The following is a 17,827-nucleotide window of genomic DNA, read 5'->3' as shown; positions in this document are numbered from 1 at the left end:
CCCTGTTCGGGGCAGCCCTTTTTTTCATTCAGGAGGCGTTATGAACCGGTATCAATTCCCGGAAGGTTTTTTTTGGGGCGCAGCGGCATCAGGTCCGCAGACGGAAGGCATAGCCAATAAGCCGCACCGTTCTGTCTGGGACAGCTGGTTTGCCGAACAACCAGAGCGTTTTTTTCAGCAGATTGGTCCGCAGCACGTTTGTGAAACCTACAGTAAATATAAAGAAGACGTAGCCCTGATGAAGCAAACGGGGTTTAACTCGTTTCGAACCTCTATTCAGTGGTCGCGTCTGATCGATGATTTCAAAACCGGACAGCCAAACCGCGACGCCGTCCGCTTCTATAACGATTACTTCGATGAAATGATTGCCAACGGCATCGAGCCCATCATCAACCTTTACCATTTTGATATGCCCGAGGCGCTGCAAAAAGCATATGGCGGATTTGAGTCATCCTACGTAACCGAGCTTTTTGCCCGCTTCGCCCGCACCGCGTTCGAGCTGTTTGGCCATAAGGTGAAATACTGGATAACCTTTAATGAGCCGATCGTGCCGGTGGAAGGCGGTTATTTATATGACTTCCATTATCCGTGTAAAAAAGATGGCAAACTGGCGGCTCAGGTCGCCTTTAATATTATGCTGGCGCACGCCAGGGCGGTGAATGTCTACCGTGAAATGGGCTTGCCGGGTGAGATTGGTGTCGTGCTCAACCTCACGCCTTCTTATACCCGCAGCGACAGCGAGGCCGATAAAAAAGCGGCCTGGTATGCCGACCTGCTGTTTAACCGTAGCTTCCTCGACCCGCTGGTTAAACATGAATTCCCCAAAGAACTGTGCGAAATCTTAACCGCAAACGGCTGCTTACCAGAGGTTTCACGGCAGGATGTGGAGACGATCCTGCAGTCGAGAATTGATTTTCTGGGGGTGAATTATTATGTGCCGAGAAGGGTGAAAGCGCGGGAAAGCGTTTACGCGCTCGATTACTTCACGCCGGAAGTCTATTTCGAAAATTATATCGATCCTCAGGGGCGGTTTAACCCTTATCGCGACAATAACGAGATCCACCCGGAAGCTATCTATGACATTGCCTGCAATATTCGCGATAACTACGGCAATATTAAATGGTATCTGGCGGAAATTGGCATCGCGATGGATCTGCAGTCCGAAGGGCCGGTGCAGGCCGATGGCGTGATAGATGACACCTTCCGTATCGCTCTGATGGAGGAGCATCTGGCCCAGCTGCATCGTGGTATCGCTGACGGCGCCAACTGTTTTGGTGTTCATCAGTGGACCTTCATTGATAACTGGTCCTGGATCAACAGCTTCAAGCGGCGATATGGCTTCTGGCGTCTGGATTTAGCCACCGGGGAGCGACAAATCAAACGTAACGCATTGTGGTTTGCGCAGCTGGCGGCTGAAAATGGCTTCACCCCTGGCGAATGTGAAAAGGATACGCAATGAGTCAGCCTTTTTACCGGATGCGTAACGGCATCAAAAATTACGCCTGGGGCAGTCGCGTAGCGCTTAATCATCTTTTTGGCCTGCTCAACCCTGACGATCAACCCCAGGCCGAGGTCTGGATGGGAAGCCACCCCGCAGGCTGCTCGGAGATTGAAACCGATACAGGGTTACGCTCTTTACAGGACCTTATTTCACAGAGGCCGGCAGAGATGTTAGGCGCGTGCGCGGGAGAAACTGCGGGGCAGTTGCCTTACCTGCTGAAGTTGCTGTCAGCGGAGTGCGCACTGTCGCTGCAGGTACATCCCAATAAGCGCCAGGCAGAAGACGGGTTCGCCCGTCAGGGCAACCTGCCCGGAGAGGATTACACCGATGCGAACCATAAGCCTGAGCTGGTTTTTGCCCTGACGCCTTTTATGGCCATGAACGGCTTCCGGCCGTATCAGGAGATTGCTAATCACTTTTTGCGCCTGGATGCCCCGGCCCTGACGTCCGCGCTGTCGCTGTTTCGCAACAACCTGCATGCTGAAGGGCTTAAGGCCTTTTTTACGCGTCTGATGGCGCTTGAGCCGGCGGAAAAAGAGGGCGTGCTGACGTGTCTGGAAGCGCGACTTGCATGCGGGGTGTTTGCTCCGGTAGCGCCCTTTATCGAACGGCTACTGCGAGATTACCCGGGGGACATCGGGGCTCTGGCCCCGCTGTATCTGCACTGCATTACGCTTGCGCCGGGTGAGGCGATGTTCCTGCGCGCCGGTACGCTACATGCCTATGTGAACGGTACGGCGGTAGAGGTCATGGCCAGTTCTGACAACGTGCTGCGTGCGGGCTTAACCCCCAAGAACATCAATGTGGCAGAATTGGTGCGCTGTACGGTGTTTGACGAAACCCCAGCCGACCGCCTCAGGATGCATCCGCAGCGGGAAGAGGGGATGCAGCAATACCCGAACCCGGTAACGGATTTTCGCTTTAGCGTCATTGAACATTGCGAGCAGCAAAACATCCGGACAGACCGTGCGCAAATTCTGCTGGTGCTGAAGGGGAGTGCCACGCTCAGCCACGCCGAGGGTGCCAACATGACGCTGAACGCCGGTCAGTCCGCGTTCATCCCGGCGGTCACAACCTTATGGACGTTGACTCAGCGCGGGCAGTCTTGCCTGGTAAGCTGATGACGTAAGGCTTTCACTGCCGAGTGCAGGCAGTATGTCGGGCATAAAAAAGGCTGCTTATCGCAGCCTTTTTACATTTAGTTTTTCGGGAAGATCCACACGTGCTTTTCAGGCAGCGAAAGGTGGCAGTGCAGCGGGTCCCGGGCCTCGTGACCATAGGCGCGAATGACAAAATCATCCCCCGGCGTGCGGAACAGGTATTCCCAGCGGTCACCGAGATACATGCTGGTCAGTAACGGGAGCGCCAGCTGGTTTTCACCCGGCCCCTCGACCACCGCCACGCGCTCGACGCGGATCACCGCGGTGGCGTCTTCACCGCTTCGTACCCCTTCACCGGCCTGACCCCACAGCACCCAGCCTTTGCCTTCGATACGCGCTTTACCGTCACGTACTTCCGTTACCTTGCCGTGCAGGCGATTATTGCTGCCCATAAACTCAGCGGTAAACAGCGTTTTCGGCGAGCCGTACATCTCCTGCGGTGTGCCCTGTTGCTCGATTTTACCGTTGTTAAGCAGCAGGATACGGTCGGAAATCGACATCGCCTCATTCTGGTCGTGCGTTACCATCAATGCGGATAAGCCCAGCTTGATAATCAGCTCACGCAGGAATACGCGAGCCTCTTCACGCAGCTTAGCGTCGAGGTTAGAGAGCGGTTCATCCAGTAAAATGACCGGCGGGTTGTAGACCAGCGCCCGGCCAATTGCCACGCGCTGCTGTTGTCCACCGGAGAGTTGGTGCGGGTGGCGTTTGCCCAGATGGCCCAGCCCGAGCTGGTCCAGCACGTCCTGTACGCGCTGCTGGATCTCTTTGGCCGGAACCTTGCGCAGCTTGAGCGGATAGGCCACGTTTTCAAAAACGGTTTTGTGCGGCCACAGCGCATACGACTGAAACACCAGGCCCAGGTTACGCTCTTCCGCCGGGATCTCACTGCGCGGCGTGCCGTCATAGACTTTGTTTTTGCCAATGATAATCGAGCCCTGAGTCGGTTTTTCCAGGCCCGCCACCGCACGCAGCAGGGTGGTTTTCCCGCTGCCGGATGGCCCCAGCAGGGAGACCACTTCGCCGCGGTTGAGGTTCATGGAGACCCCTTTTAAAACAGGATTGTCGCCGTAGGTCAGGTGCAGATCGTTAACCGCTAATTCAATCATGTATTTTGACTCCGAAACGAAGGGCAATGCCCAGACCTACCACCACCAGCAGGATGTTAATAAAAGAGAGCGCCGCCACAATATCAATGGCTCCCGCGGCCCAGAGGGATACCAGCATCGAGCCGATGGTTTCCGTGCCGGGTGAAAGCAGGTACACACCCGTTGAATATTCGCGTTCAAAAATCAGGAACATCAGCAGCCACGAACCGATAAGGCCGTAGCGGGAGAGCGGGATCGTGACATGGCGGGTGATCTGGCCACGCGTAGCCCCCGTACTGCGGGCGGCCTCTTCAAGCTCCGGCGCAACCTGCAGCAGGGTGGACGAGATGAGTCTCAGCCCGTACGCCATCCAGACCACCGTATAGGCCAGCCAGACGCTGAAAATGGTGCTGCGCAGCGAACGTAGCCAGACAATCAGGTTTTCACGCATCCAGTCGCTCCAGGCGAACCCGGAAAGCCAGCCCGATTTCAGCGAGTTATCCAGCCACATCGGCAGGAACAGGAACACCCAGAGAAAGGCCAGACCCGCGAGCAGGCCAGGCACGGCGCGCGGCACCAGGACGCTGTAATCCAGAAAACGCGTGGTATTGTCCGGTTTGCGGTGCATGGCGATACCGACAAACAGGTAGCACGCCACGGCCAGCGCGCCGCCAATGACCCCAATGGACATGGAGTTGACGATGGCGCGCAGCAGGTTCGGCTGCGCCCATATCGTGCGAAAAGTACTCAGGGAAAGCTCGTCCCACAGTGAAACGCCCACGCCCCAGTTTGAGATAAACGCGCGCAATACCACGCCGAGCAGGGGAACGCCGATCGTGACGGTAAGCCAGAAGGCGACCACCGCGCCCGCCACCCAGCGCCATTTACCCAGAGGTAAGGCCCGGGCCTGGGACGCTTTGCCTTTCATGGTCACGAAACGGTTGGCGGTGCGCATCAGGCGACGCTGCAGCATGACCAGCGGAATGGTGATACAGATAAGCACCACCGCAACCGCCGCCATCAGGTGGTAGGAAGGGGTACCAAGCTTGTTGGTCAGCTGGTACAGGTAGGTTGCCAGCACCATGTTGCCTTCCGGATCGCCGAGGACCAGCATCAGACCAAACACTTCAAGACCGAGGAAGAACAGCAGAACGATGGCGTACAAAATGGACGGGCGCACCATCGGCAGGCTGACCGAGGTCATCACCTGTAAGGGCGACGCACCCGCGGTACGTGCGGCCTCTTCCACATCGGAACCGACGCTTCGCAGCGCGGACGAAATATAGAGATAGGCATGCGGAACATGCGTCAGGCCAGCAATGACCACGATGCTCGACATGTCGTAGATATTCCACGGTACGAAACCAATCAGCGCCTGCGCCCAGAGGGATAAAAAGCCTACCGGACCGGCGGCTACCACGTAGCCGAATCCCAGCACCATTGGCGACACGAAAACCGGAACGAGGATCAGCGGTTCAATCAGACGGCGGCCGGGCAGGTCGGTACGCACCATCAGAAAGGCCAGCACGCCCCCTAACGGAATGGCGATGATGACCAGCCCGAAAGCGAGAATAAAACCGCTTTTCAGCGCCTTATAGAAATCAGGGTCGGTGAAGATAAAACCAAATGATTCAAGGCTCCACTCTTTTGCCGGTGAAAAGAACGGGGCGGACAAGAAGCTCTGTATCACGATAAACGACAGCGGCGTGTAGATAACCAGGGCGGTTATCAACACGACAATACCGCGCGGCAGGCTTTGCCACTTTCTGCGAAATGTATTCATGGGGTATCCCTGGTGTTGCAGCCCAGCAAAACGAACTCAGGTAACAGGAGCGCGACGGCCCGCGTCGCGCTCAGACGCTTATTTGGCGGCAGCGGTACGCCACTGTTTGATGTACTCCAGGCGTTTTTTCGGCTGCAGATACTCCAGCAGACTTTCATCAACCGGGATAGGTTTCAGCGCATTGCCGAGCACTTTCGTCAGGCCGTCGATATCATTTTTGCCGTCGATATCGTTACGAATGGACGGGATATCCGCCTGGCTTGCCAGAATACTTTGTCCTTTTTCAGACAGGACGTAGTCCAGCCACAGTTTCGCGGCATTGCTGTTTTGCGCCTGCTGGCTGATGAACGACACGCGTGATAACACCAAGGTGTAATCTTTTGGATAGGCGATCCCCAGCGACGGATCGTTCTTCGCGCGCGCTTCCGCGTAGGATCCGAGGATATTAAAACCGATCAGGTTTTCCCCTGATGACACCCTCTCCATCATGGTGCCGGTTGAAGACTGAACGGCTAAGCCCCCTTTGGCGATATCGGCCAGGGTTTTGAAGTAGTTAGGATCGGCCTTGTGATCCTGCACCGAGAGCATAAAGCCCAGACCCGATTTTTCGATGTCGTAGGTGGTGACTTTGCTCTTGAATTTATCCGTCTGGCTGGCAATAAGCTTAGCCAGCGCCGCATGGGAATCAGGCACGTCGCCCGCCGGGATCAGCCGTTTGTTGTAGATAAACACGACGGGCTCATAGGTGGTGCCGTAGGCTTTATCTTTCCAGACCGCCCATTTCGGCAGCTGGCTTTGCTCCGGTGATTTGTACTCCATGGCGTAGTCGGTAGCGAGCTTTAGCCCGGTGTCCATGGAGGAGCTCCAGACCACATCGCCGCTACCGCCACCCGAGGCCTGTTCGCTGATAAAACGGTTGTACAGCTCGGTGCTGTTCATGTCGTTATATTCAACTTTGATGCCCGGATAGGTTTTTTCGAAGCCCTCAATCAGCGGCCCGGCAGCTTTGGTGTCGGTGGTGGAGTAGATCACCACTTTGCCCTCTTTGGTCGCGGCATCGACCATTTTTTGATAGTCAGCAGGGTAGCCCTGCGGCAAAGCAGACAGTGCGGAAGCAGAACACAGTACGGTAGCGGTAATCAGAGAAATTCGGAAAATGTTCGACATTATAGTTAACCTTTTAGTTACATTTGAGGAACTAATTGTCAACATAGCGCATAGCTCCGCGCCGACAATAGGGGGGCGCGGGTTGCGGTTCCGAAGTGTGATTGTCGGCGTCGTTTCAGCAATTAACACCATAAAATCCGCGACGCTTAGCAAACGAACGGTTACGGATTACGTTTTCTCTGCCGCTTTGCGGTAAAGCCTTCTGGGATGTCCGATATTGCCATACAGCATTTCGATGCTGATTAACCCACTTTCCACGCAGTATTCCAGATAACGGCGGCCCGTGGTTTTGCTGATGCCGACGTATTCCACCACCTCTTCCACCGACATTGTTTTTTCGGGGTGTTCCGCAAATAAACGCTTAATACGGTCCAGGGTGTGAGGCTCAATACCCTTTGTGGACGGGGTCTGCGAGGTGTCCGCGGCGGGGAGGTTAAACAGGCGATCCAGCGCATGCTGGTCGACAACCTTCACCTGCTGCACGGTGTGGATGAAACGCATAAAACGCTCCAGCGAGGCGTGCAGACGCTGGAAAAAAACGGGCTTAATCAGGTAGTCAAACGCGCCGCTGCGCATGGCATGGCTACAGGTCTGCATATCGCTGGCTGCGGTGATAAAGATCACCGAGCATTCATAGCTTTTGAGGAGCGGGTTATCGATTAACGCCACGCCTTTACCGTCCGGGAGATAATTGTCCAGCAGTATCAGCCTCGGCTGATGCTGGCGTATCAGGTTACACGCCTGCTCAATCGACGCGGCAATGCCCACCACGCGCAAATGGAAATTTTGCTCGATATACTCGCGATGCAGTTCCGCCAGGTGCGGCTCATCCTCAACAATCACAACATCAAGTGCTCGGGTCGTGGTCATGCGTTAGCCCTGTCGAACGGGGAGTGGATTGGGAATAAACACAGAGAATATCGTGCCTTGAGGAGCGTTATCCGTTATCTCAATGCTGCCGCCCGCCTTGTTGATATAGCCTGCCACCAGAAACAGGCCAATACCGTGCTCTGTGCCTACAATGTCGTTCTCGCTTTCCGGCTTACTGCTGAATCCCTGGCGAAAGAGATGCGGTTTCATCGCCTCATCCACCCCGCAACCCCGATCGGCCACCTCTATCAGCAACTCCTGGTTGCGATCGGAAATGTAAAGCTCTACAGGTGCGGGAACCGGGGCTTTCAGGGTGGCGTCAACGGCGTTATCCAGCAGGTTGCCAATCACCGACACCAGCTCCGTTTCCGTGATGCTGGCAGGCATGCGGGTGAGCTGGCAGGCGGGATCAAACTGCAGTTCAACGCCCTTTTCCCGGGCGCTGACATATTTCCCTAGCAGCAATCCGCACAGGGCCGGCGAGACAAAATGGGCTGAGACGAAGTCCAGCACGCGCTGCGCCCCTTCTGACTGTGCCTGGATGTAACGGATCGCCTCGTCATAGTGTTTCATCTGCAGCAACCCCACCAGCGTGGCGGTCCAGTTCAGTTGTTCATGACGCATAATGCGCAGGTTATCCGCATAGCGTTTAATCTGGCTTAGCTGGCTGCTGAGAGTGTTGATATCATTCTTGTCGCGAAAGCTATAAACCCAACCGCTTTCAACACCAGGTTCAACCTCAATCGCCACGCGGTTCACAATCACCTCGCGCTGGTTAAGCACCGCAATCTGGTCGTGGCTGCCCCGGCTAACCGAGGCGTAGCGCTGAGATAAAAAACCGGGGGACGTTTGCAGAACGTCTTCCAGCGGTTTGCCGATAAGCGCTTTCTCACTTTGATGAATATCCAGCATCTCTCTGGCGGCACGGTTAATTAAAATCAGCTGCTTTTCTTCATTGACGGCAAATACCCCTTCATACATTGCTTCCAGCAGCGCGCGTTGCTGTAAGACCAGTTGCGCAATATCTTTTGGCTCAAGGCGGAACATCTGCTTTTTAAGATTGCGGGTAAACAACCAGGAAAAAATAAACAGTAACAGCAACAGACCCATACCGTATAACCCGGACTGCCAGAGAATACGCGCATTGATATTCGCAATGTACGACGTCAAATAACCGACCGAGACAATCCCAATCACCTGATGCTGCGCATTAAAGATGGGCGCTTTGCTGCGCAGTGAAACCCCAATCCCACCCTTACGCACCGAAATAATTGTTTTGCCTTGTAATACCTCCGCATTATCCCCGCCGATCATCGGTAAATTGATGCGTTCCGGTGATTCTGAATGATAGAGATGCTGTTCCCGGGTATCGCCAATGACAATATAACTGGCATCACTTTCGGCCCGTATAGGCTGAATTAAACGGGCGATGGCGGGGATATTTCTGGCCGCGACGTTTTCCGCCAGACCCGGCATCAACGCGATTTCGCTGGCCTGAACCCGGGCGCGCTGGCCGAGATCGTGATGCAATTGCCGGTCAATAAAATGAAACAGGATGGTTCCCAGCAGAACTAACAGCAGGCAGGAGAAGCACACCAGCGCTAAAAAAAGTTTTACCTGAAAAGAGAGTCTGCGTTTCATACGACCTGACGCGGGGAGTCTGATTAGAGCGGTCTGCGCAGACTGACATGAGGAAATGGGGGATGCAATCTGGCGAAAACAGAGTTGTGACCTGGCTTTTCGTTTTGGGGGTTATAGCTATCAGGATCGCGTAAGGCTATGCTTCATTCAGCACCCGAATAATTACAGAGGCAATGTCGTGGATAAAGCGCTACTGGATGCAGGCTACCGGGCCTATACCGGAGAGAAAATTGACGTTTACTTCAACACCGCGATCTGCAAACACTCAGGAAATTGCGTGCGCGGGAGCGCTAAGCTCTTCAACCTGAAACGTAAACCGTGGATTATACCGGATGAAGTGGACGTCGAAACGGTTGTACATGTGATTGATACCTGCCCGAGCGGTGCGCTGAAGTATCGCCAAAAATAAGCGAGGAACCATGGATATTCTGGAAGGCCATAACAAGTTTTACGTCAACGATGCTGACGGTAACCAGGTTGCAGAGATTGTCTTCGTACCGACCGGTGAACATCTGAGCATTATCGAGCACACCGATGTGGATCCGAGCCTGAAAGGGCAAGGTGTGGGTAAACAGCTGGTGGCAAAAGTGGTCGCGAAGATGCGCGGTGAAAATCGAAAAATTATCCCGCTATGCCCGTTTGCCAAACATGAGTTTGATAATACGCGGGAATATGACGATATTCGGGCGTAGAAAAACACCGGCAATGGCCGGTGTTTTTTCATCTGATCTGTTCAAACAGCAGCACCACCGCAATCACTACCATCATTCCCCCTGATGCTCTGCTCACCAGACGTGCGGCCTGCGGGCGGGTGGCCAGGATGGCTTTTGAACCGTATCCCACCAGCAGATAGACCAGCGTACAGGTGATGAGGTGTAGCAAGCCCAGCGCGGACATCTGCATCGCAACCGACCAGCTTCCCGTCGGGTCAGTAAATTGTGGAAGCAGGGCCAGGAACAGCAAAAAAACTTTCGGGTTAAGGCCGCTGATACATAATCCCTTCACCGCCCACTGTTTCCAGTTTGCCGCCGAGGTTGTGGCGCTTTCCGGTGCGCCAGGAGCGCGTAACAGTGAGATACCAAGCCACAGCAAGTAAAGTGCTCCCGCTATCGTCAGCCCGGATAATGCCAGCGGATGTTGCGCCATCATGACGCCCACGCCCGCGACCACAATCAGTGTCGCCAGCAGATGCCCAGACATGAGGCCCATCACTGCGGGTACCACGCGCCGCCCGTGGATGCCGGCGCTAATGGCGTAAGCCCAGTCGGCGCCCGGCGTCATGATGAGCAGGAAAGACACCACCCAAAACCCAGCCACAATACTCATTTCCATCGTCTGTAAAACTCCAGAATTTCACCCGTCAACAGAGAGAAAGCATATCGGTATCCGGACGAAATGAGTTTTCAATGTTATGCTCAAAAGACGGTGAAATTGACAAAATCTTCCACATGGACAGCATCGATCGAAAAATTCTTGCGCAGTTGCAGGCTGATGGCCGTTTATCTCTTACGGAGCTGGCTGAACGGGTGAACCTGAGCCTCTCGCCGTGTCACCGGCGCGTGCGGGCACTGGAGCAGAGCGGGGCCATTACGGGATACCGGGCCAGTCTCGATCCCGCCAAAATGGGGTTTAACTTTCTGGCGATCGTGTTTGCGACGCTGAAAGAGGGCGACAGAAAGGCGGTGAGCGCCTTTGAGGAGGCGGTGGAAGAGATCCCGCAAATTGTGCTGGCGCAGCGTTTATTTGGCGATCCTGATTATCTGATGCACGTCGTGACCCGCGACCTGCCGGCTTTTCAGAAACTCTATGATGAGAAGCTCTCTGCGATGCCCGGCGTTCAGCATCTTCGCTCAACGCTGGTCATGAAAACGGTCGTGCAGGACAGGCCGTTTCCGCTCGACATCTCAGGGCGTGACGAATAACGCGCCCGGCAGAACGCCGGGCGCAGGGGCGTTTAGCCTACAAACATGACTGACACGCACAGTACGCCAACGATCAGCGTCAGCAGGTTGCCGACAGATCGGTACGGTTTCAGGGACGGGATCAGGTACGTCGACAGCGTCGGCATGATAAACAGGATCATGGCGATAAGCGGACCGCTGATGGCATAAATCATCGAAATGGCATTCGGATTAATGCAGCACACCGCAAAGGTGATTAACGACACCCCCATGATGGAGATCGCGCGGTTAAAGGCGCGGCTCTTTTTCACGCCCACCTGGTTCAGCGATGACTTCACAATCTCCGTCGCCCCTTCGATCACCCCAAAATAGGTGCCGAGGAACGATTTCGACATGGCGATAATCGCCACAATTATCCCGGAAATCCCCAGCCATGCCGGAGAAGAGGGCATCATCGACAGCGCCGACAGAATGGTTACCCCTTCCTGTTTTGCCGAAACGATATAGGACGGTGGAATAGAGAGCAGGCAGCTGAACACGAAGAACAGCACGCTCAGGCAGATAATCAGGTACGCCACCTTCATGATTTTCTTGCACTTGTCCATGGCGGCGTCGCCAAACTTCTCACGGCGGTCAACGGCAAACGTCGAGATAATCGGCGTATGGCTGAAAGCGAATACCATCACCGGGATCGAAATCCAGACCTGATGCAGCGTATGGCGGTCAAATGCCATCTGGCTTGTGAGCAGCGCGGGTTGCCAGCTTCCGGTCAGATAGAGCGAGACAAACAGGAAGTAGGCGATCAGCGGAAACACCAGGAAGCCCATCACTTTTATGGTGATATGCCGTCCCATCAGGAAGATCAGATTTAACACCAGCACCACGCCAAAACTGACCAGCACGCGAACGGCGGTATCCACCGTCATGTGTTTTGCCAGCTGCTCAGTTAACGAGTTGGTGATGGCCACTGCATAAATCTGCACCACCACGAAGAAGGCGATGAAATAGAGCGTGGTGATCAGGTTGCCTATCTTCCTGCCGTAATAATGGGAGACGGCGCCGGTGATCCCTTCATTGCCTTTTGTTTTCGACGACAGGATGAATTGTGCCAGCGCGCGGTGCGGCCAGTAGGTTAATGGGTAGGCCACAAGGGCAGTGATAAACAGGACGATAGCGCCTGCGGAGCCCAGCTGAATGGGCAAGAACAGCGTTCCTGCGCCCACGGCCGTGCCATAGAGAGCGAAACTCCAGAGAGTCTCATCTTTTGACCAAATTTTCGACATTAGAGCAACGTATCAACTATCAAACCAACAGAATGGAGCGCAATTTACCATAATTATGGGTTGAGAGCGCAGTTGCTTCGACGGAGTTTGGCCGGAGCGGGCGTCCGGCCAGAGGGAATTAGCCTGCCAGGGCGCGTCGCTGCTGGCGACGTTTAAGGAATTTCTCGCGCAGCGTATCGTAAGCCCAGTTATAGAACATGGTGTACGGCAGGAAGAACAGGAAGAAACCAATTTCCAGTGTGAATGCCTGCAGCAGCGTGACGCCCAGCACCGCGGCGACTATCGACACGCCGATCACAATAAACCCGCACTCGAATCCCAGCGCATGCAGTGCGCGGATTTTTACCGTGCGTGTGATGCGGTGAACCGGCCAGAAACGGTCGAAGCCGACGTTATAGATAATGTTCCAGAGCATGGCGGTGGTTGCCAGGATAATGGTCAATCCACCCATCTCCACCACGGAACGTTGCATAAGCCACGCCGCCGTCGGGGCGAGGATCGCCGTGGCAATCCCTTCGAAACAGACGGCATGAAAGATCCGCTCCGGCAGTTTACGTTGGAGTGCATCCTGATGTTGCATAGTTTTAGACCTCGTGAATACGCATTTTGGCGTTGATGCGGCCTATTGTTATCGCTAAAGGTGATATATTAAAGATGGTATCCATCGATAAAGTAGATAGTGCATGCGTTATTCACCTGAAGCCCTTACCGCATTCGTTGAGACCGTCGCGGCTGGCTCTTTTTCTGCCGCCGCGCGTCGGTTACGTAAAAGCCAGTCGACCGTGAGCACATCCATCGCCAATCTTGAAGCCGATCTGGGCTTCGATCTGTTTGACCGTTCGGCCCGTCAGCCGGTGTTAACCGCCCAGGGCGAACAGGTGCTGGGTTATGTGCAGGCGATCCTCGCGGCCAGCACGCGGCTTGACGAGCTGGCGGTGTCGTTAACGGCACAAACGGAGGCGCGCCTGACGTTTGTTCTTTCCGATACCCTCAACCCGGACGTGCTGGAAGACCTGATGAACCAGTTCGACCAGCGCTTTCCCCATACCGAATTTGAATGCCTGATTGGCGAGGAAGAGGACGTTATCGATCTGCTGCAGAAGTCGCGTGCGCAGGTTGGTCTCACGGAAGCGCGTGACAGTTATCCGACCGATATTGGGTTTACCCGGTTGCCGATACAGACCCGGATGGCAATCTATGTCGCGACCAACCATTCTCTGGCCGGGCAGCAAGTAATCCAGGCCGATGAGCTGCACGGCTGGCGGGAATTGCGGCTCAGCACCTATCTGGAGCGGGAGGCAACGCTCGCACGCGGACCCGTCTGGTCGGCACCCAACTACCTGTTACTGCTCAGTATGGCGGTGCAGGGATTTGGCTGGTGCGTGCTGCCGTGCGCGCTGGTGGATGAATTTGCCGCCGCGAAATCGCTGGTGCAGCTGAATGTCCCCGGCTGGCCACGGGCGATCGGTATCGATCTGCTCTGGAATAAACGATCCCCGCCCGGCGTTGCCGGAAGCTGGCTGCGGCAGTATCTGCAGGATGCGCGCTAATCCTTGTGATTAAACTCACTATTTTTAAACAATTAAGATAATTGCCAATAACAATCCACTACTATCGTCATGTCATTTAACACAGAGGTTGTGATGAAAGATGTCGTTATAGTGGGTGCGTTGCGTACGGCTATCGGCTGTTTTCAGGGGGCGCTTGCACGCCACTCGGCTGTTGATTTGGGCAGCGTAGTGGTGAAAGCGCTGGTGGAACGCAGCGGGATTGCAGCACATGAAATTGATGAGGTGATCCTGGGACAGGTGCTGACCGCCGGTGCCGGGCAAAACCCTGCCCGTCAGGCGGCGCTCAAGGGTGGCCTGCCCAATACCGTCTCCGCTATCACCATCAACGACGTCTGTGGCTCAGGGTTAAAAGCGCTGCATCTGGCGACGCAGGCCATTCAGTGTGGTGAAGCGGATGTCGTGATTGCCGGCGGACAAGAAAATATGAGCCGGGCACCACACGTGCTGACCGACAGCCGTACCGGCGCGCAGCTGGGCAACAGCCAGTTGCTCGACAGTCTGGTGCATGACGGTCTGTGGGATGCGTTCAATGACTATCATATGGGCGTGACGGCGGAAAATCTGGCACGTGAGTATGGTATCAGCCGTGAGTTGCAGGACGCTTACGCGTTAAGCTCGCAGCAAAAAGCGCGCGCGGCGATTGATGCCGGGCGCTTTCGGGATGAAATCGTCCCGGTCAGCACGCAGCGTCAGAACGGTGAGGTTGCCGTGGTGGATACCGATGAGCAGCCGCGCACCGACGCCAGCGCTGAAGGGCTGGCGAGGCTCAATCCTGCGTTTGAAACTCAGGGCTCAGTGACGGCGGGAAACGCCTCCTCCATTAATGATGGCGCTGCGGCCGTGATGATGATGAGTGAAAGCAAAGCCCTCGAGCTGGATCTGCCCGTTCTGGCCCGCATTAAGGCATTTGCCAGCGTGGGTGTTGATCCTGCGTTAATGGGTATCGCCCCGGTTTATGCTACCCGTCGCTGCCTGGAACGCGCAGGGTGGCAACTCTCTGATGTGGATCTGATTGAAGTCAACGAGGCCTTTGCCGCACAGGCAATCTCGGTTGGCAAAATGCTGGAATGGGATCCCCTGCGGGTAAACGTGAACGGTGGGGCAATCGCACTGGGTCATCCTATCGGCGCGTCCGGTTGTCGAATTCTGGTATCGCTGGTGCATGAGATGAAAAAGCGCAATGCCCGCAAAGGCATTGCGACGCTCTGTATCGGTGGTGGACAAGGTGTCGCCCTCGCCATTGAACGCTAAAATCCGCCCGCATAAAAGAGCCTCCCTTCAGGAGGTTTTTTTTACATAACGTATGACGAATTAACCGTTATTAGCACATTCTCACTCTGTTATTGAATAATTACGGCCTTAATTATTATCGTTGTTAACGTCTTAGTGTGATCCTCCTCCGGTAATTTCACGTTAATACACCCTGTTTGTTGATGGGTGTCACGTCCATCTTTGCCAAAAAAAATGAAACAAATAATTACGATCTTTGTCACTAAAATAATGTTCTTTAAAAAATAAACTGCAGTTTCATAAATAAGAAACATTATTTCAGTTGAGGGTTTTTTCATGTTTAAGAAATCTCTGGTCCTTACTTCCCTTATCGGTACGTCCTTCATGGCTCAGGCCGTTACCGTCGATCTGCGCCATGAATATATCGACAGTGGTGCCAATGCTGACCGTGTCTCGGTCTCACATCGCTTTGCTAACGGGGTCGGTTTTTCTGTTGAAGCTAAATGGAAATCCGGTGGTGATAAAGCCGATCAGCCGTTTGCGGATGTGGTGGGTAACGGGCATGAAGATCAAATTAGCTGGCGCTGGAAAGCGACTGAGAATATTGCACTGACGCCGGCGTTTACCCTTGAAAGTAACGACAGCCGCACAATATATAAACCGAATCTGCATCTGCAATATAGTTTCGACAACGGCTTCTACGTTGCCGCGCGTTATCGTTATGAATATACCCGCTACCCGTCAAGCTCGAATAAAGATGACGACAAAGTTAACCGTGGTGATGCCTGGGTTGGCTGGGTAATGGGTGACTGGCGTACCGAACTCAATTATGTTTATGCGAAGAGTTCTGAAGGTATGGTTCGTAATAATAACAAAGATTATTCCAACGAATATAACGCCAAGCTGGCGTATAAATGGGATAAAAACTGGGCACCGTATGTTGAAGTGGGTAACATCGGCGTGAAAGATACCGATGAACGCCAGACCCGCCTTCGTTTAGGCGTGGCCTATTCTTTCTGATATCACGTTATTCCGCTGAACATTGCCGGGTAGCGCCAGTGCCTACCCGGCTTTCCCATGTCTGATAAGCGCCGCCCAACGGGCAAAAGCCCACTGAAAAAAAAGCCCTCCGAAACGGAGGGCAAGGCCAGTTACAGAAACACAAACTCAAATCATGCATGCAACATTTCAGGTTGCTCAGGAAGTTTCGCGATATAGAGGGCGGGTTGACCGTCTTTATCGGAACTGAACAGCACCGCTTTCTCGTCCGGAGTAAAGGAGGGATGCGGGTGGGTGACCTGGCGGCTATTTGCCACCGTTGCCCAGGAGGTGTCGTGACGGGCAATGCGGAAGTAGCTTTTTTTCGCCACGTCAAAGGCGTACAGATAAGGATCGTTATCGATGGTGTAACCGTGCGTATCCTTCACATCAACCGGCGTGCCTGAACCGTCGCCCACCAGCAGGGAGCCGTCAACGTTGCTCATCAGATGGGAACAGGCGGGCATTGGCATGACTGCGTCATTGACGCCCGTATCCGGATTGAAGCTGCAGATGGTGCGGCCCTTTTGGCCCTTCAGATAAGAGACATACACAAGGGCAGAACCGTTCGGCACCCAGAATTCATGGGTACAGCTTTCGCCTTCCGCATGCGTTTTCACTTTGCGCACGTGCGTACCATCTTCGTTGACCAGCCACATGCGGGCGTCGACCAGGTCGTGCGGCCCTTCATGGCAAAACGCCACCGTGTTGTCATCAAACGGACGATAGATAGGGTGGCCAAGCCAGTTTTTCTCTTCGTGGATTGTGGTGCTTAAACCGGTTTTCAGATCCACCCGCAGCAGTCGACAGTGCGGCCCCTTATGGAAGAAGTCGTGGAAAATTTTCCAGTCGTTGAGCGGCGTCCAGTCACGTCGGGCGATTTCTATCCCAACCAGTTTGGTGCAGTCGCTGTTGGCGACCCAGGTACCGTAACCGACCCAGTCATCGGGGACACGGTACACCTCGCGTTCTACCAGGGTATGGAGATCCACCTCCAGCAGCGTGCGGTCGTTCTTCACATAGTAGAAGGATTTATCATCCGGAGAGAGGAACCCGCCAAAGGTATTATCCCCCGCGCCTTCCGTCAGCTGTACCGCTTCGGCCTTCTGCAGATCCAGCAGGTAGTAGTTCCAGTGACCGTCAAACGCCCCTGCGAACAGCAGGTGGCTGCCATCATTAAAGAAGCACTTCTGATAGAAGTAGTTGCGGTGACAGGTCACGTCGGGTGGGGTCAGGCGGGTGACTTCCACGCCTGTATCCGGATCGTGGCTGATCTCGTAGTTCAGCTTGACCCGCATACCTTTAGCCATAATGCACTCCTTTGAACGATAAAAGTAGATTAAAAAGTGAGTATTAAATTATCAAAACAATGTTTCATTATGTGTGACTGATGGCGCACTTTGTCTGTTTCATTGGCGAGATTAATGTCTGGCTCTCTTTATCGTGATCCGAACGCCATTTCTGGTATAAACAAACAGAAAAAATGAAACGTTGTTTTAAATGTAATTGAAAACCCCCTTCTCTGGGGCTAGACTGTGCTCATCATGAAAACGGAACGTCGTTTCGTTAATTTTCTGCCTGCGGGCACGATCAT

The 17,827-nt window shown here is 54.3% G+C and carries 17 protein-coding genes; 8 read left to right on the top strand and 9 right to left on the bottom strand.

What is annotated here, in order from left to right; genetic code table 11:
- Positions 1 to 40: 40 nt before the first annotated feature.
- A complete protein-coding gene (locus tag L462_RS08935) occupies positions 41 to 1,459 on the top strand; it encodes a glycoside hydrolase family 1 protein (RefSeq protein WP_032678911.1) in 1,419 nt (472 codons plus the stop codon).
- Positions 1,456 to 2,622 carry a mannose-6-phosphate isomerase, class I gene (manA, locus tag L462_RS08940; protein ID WP_032678910.1) on the top strand — a complete coding sequence of 389 codons (1,167 nt, stop codon included), beginning with the start codon at positions 1,456 to 1,458 and terminating at the stop codon, positions 2,620 to 2,622. Before L462_RS08935 ends, manA begins: the two co-directional genes overlap by 4 nt.
- Positions 2,623 to 2,699: 77 nt before the next feature.
- Here the strand turns inward: manA and L462_RS08945 are convergent, their stop codons facing one another.
- From L462_RS08945 to L462_RS08965, 5 genes are all read right to left on the bottom strand, one after another.
- Positions 2,700 to 3,770, bottom strand: a complete 1,071-nt coding sequence (locus L462_RS08945; RefSeq protein WP_020883751.1) for an ABC transporter ATP-binding protein — start codon at positions 3,768 to 3,770, stop codon at positions 2,700 to 2,702.
- Positions 3,763 to 5,532, bottom strand: coding sequence for an ABC transporter permease (locus L462_RS08950; RefSeq protein ID WP_014171489.1), 1,770 nt, complete (start codon positions 5,530 to 5,532; stop codon positions 3,763 to 3,765). The genes L462_RS08945 and L462_RS08950 overlap by 8 nt, the downstream gene beginning before the upstream one ends.
- Before the next feature lie 78 nt (positions 5,533 to 5,610).
- Positions 5,611 to 6,699 (bottom strand): ABC transporter substrate-binding protein, encoded by a 1,089-nt coding sequence (locus L462_RS08955; protein WP_020883753.1) that lies wholly within the window; start codon positions 6,697 to 6,699, stop codon positions 5,611 to 5,613.
- Between the two features lie 168 nt (positions 6,700 to 6,867).
- Entirely contained in the window at positions 6,868 to 7,569 is a 702-nt protein-coding gene (locus L462_RS08960) for a response regulator (RefSeq protein WP_014171487.1), read from the bottom strand.
- 3 nt (positions 7,570 to 7,572) lie between these two features.
- Entirely contained in the window at positions 7,573 to 9,210 is a 1,638-nt protein-coding gene (locus L462_RS08965) for an ATP-binding protein (RefSeq protein ID WP_032678909.1), read from the bottom strand.
- Positions 9,211 to 9,388: 178 nt separating this feature from the next.
- Here L462_RS08965 and yjdI point away from each other — a divergent pair, with 178 nt between their 5' ends.
- Positions 9,389 to 9,619: a 4Fe-4S mono-cluster protein YjdI gene (gene yjdI / locus L462_RS08970; RefSeq protein ID WP_020883756.1), complete on the top strand. Its 231-nt coding sequence runs from the start codon at positions 9,389 to 9,391 to the stop codon at positions 9,617 to 9,619.
- 10 nt (positions 9,620 to 9,629) lie between these two features.
- Entirely contained in the window at positions 9,630 to 9,902 is a 273-nt protein-coding gene (locus tag L462_RS08975; protein WP_014171484.1) for a GNAT family N-acetyltransferase, read from the top strand.
- Between the two features lie 28 nt (positions 9,903 to 9,930).
- Here L462_RS08975 and L462_RS08980 read toward each other — a convergent pair whose 3' ends face one another.
- Positions 9,931 to 10,542, bottom strand: a complete 612-nt coding sequence (locus tag L462_RS08980) for a LysE family translocator (RefSeq protein ID WP_020883757.1) — start codon at positions 10,540 to 10,542, stop codon at positions 9,931 to 9,933.
- A gap of 116 nt (positions 10,543 to 10,658) precedes the next feature.
- On the opposite strand from L462_RS08980, the gene L462_RS08985 reads away from it, so the two are divergent.
- Positions 10,659 to 11,132 carry an Lrp/AsnC family transcriptional regulator gene (locus L462_RS08985; RefSeq protein ID WP_032670215.1) on the top strand — a complete coding sequence of 158 codons (474 nt, stop codon included), beginning with the start codon at positions 10,659 to 10,661 and terminating at the stop codon, positions 11,130 to 11,132.
- A gap of 32 nt (positions 11,133 to 11,164) precedes the next feature.
- Here L462_RS08985 and L462_RS08990 read toward each other — a convergent pair whose 3' ends face one another.
- A complete protein-coding gene (locus tag L462_RS08990; protein WP_032678908.1) occupies positions 11,165 to 12,394 on the bottom strand; it encodes an amino acid permease in 1,230 nt (409 codons plus the stop codon).
- 118 nt (positions 12,395 to 12,512) lie between these two features.
- Positions 12,513 to 12,974: a multidrug/biocide efflux PACE transporter gene (locus L462_RS08995; RefSeq protein ID WP_032678907.1), complete on the bottom strand. Its 462-nt coding sequence runs from the start codon at positions 12,972 to 12,974 to the stop codon at positions 12,513 to 12,515.
- 103 nt (positions 12,975 to 13,077) lie between these two features.
- Between L462_RS08995 and L462_RS09000 the strand changes: the two genes are divergently transcribed.
- The 3 genes from L462_RS09000 to L462_RS09010 all read left to right on the top strand — a co-directional run bounded on the left by L462_RS09000 (position 13,078) and on the right by L462_RS09010 (position 16,215).
- A complete protein-coding gene (locus tag L462_RS09000) occupies positions 13,078 to 13,944 on the top strand; it encodes a LysR family transcriptional regulator (protein ID WP_032678906.1) in 867 nt (288 codons plus the stop codon).
- 93 nt (positions 13,945 to 14,037) lie between these two features.
- Positions 14,038 to 15,216: an acetyl-CoA C-acetyltransferase gene (locus tag L462_RS09005; RefSeq protein WP_020883759.1), complete on the top strand. Its 1,179-nt coding sequence runs from the start codon at positions 14,038 to 14,040 to the stop codon at positions 15,214 to 15,216.
- 315 nt (positions 15,217 to 15,531) lie between these two features.
- Complete coding sequence (locus tag L462_RS09010; RefSeq protein ID WP_014171477.1) at positions 15,532 to 16,215, top strand: porin; 684 nt, start codon at positions 15,532 to 15,534, stop codon at positions 16,213 to 16,215.
- A 152-nt stretch (positions 16,216 to 16,367) separates the two neighbouring features.
- On the opposite strand, the gene L462_RS09015 is transcribed toward L462_RS09010, so the two are convergent.
- Positions 16,368 to 17,543, bottom strand: coding sequence for an oligogalacturonate lyase family protein (locus L462_RS09015; RefSeq protein WP_032678904.1), 1,176 nt, complete (start codon positions 17,541 to 17,543; stop codon positions 16,368 to 16,370).
- Positions 17,544 to 17,827 lie beyond the last annotated feature (284 nt).

The organism is Enterobacter sp. BIDMC 26, assembly GCF_000534435.1.
GTDB classification, from domain to species: domain Bacteria; phylum Pseudomonadota; class Gammaproteobacteria; order Enterobacterales; family Enterobacteriaceae; genus Enterobacter; species Enterobacter ludwigii.
The sequence above is the reverse complement of the archived record's forward strand: the minus strand, read 5'-3'. Positions and strand labels throughout refer to the sequence as shown.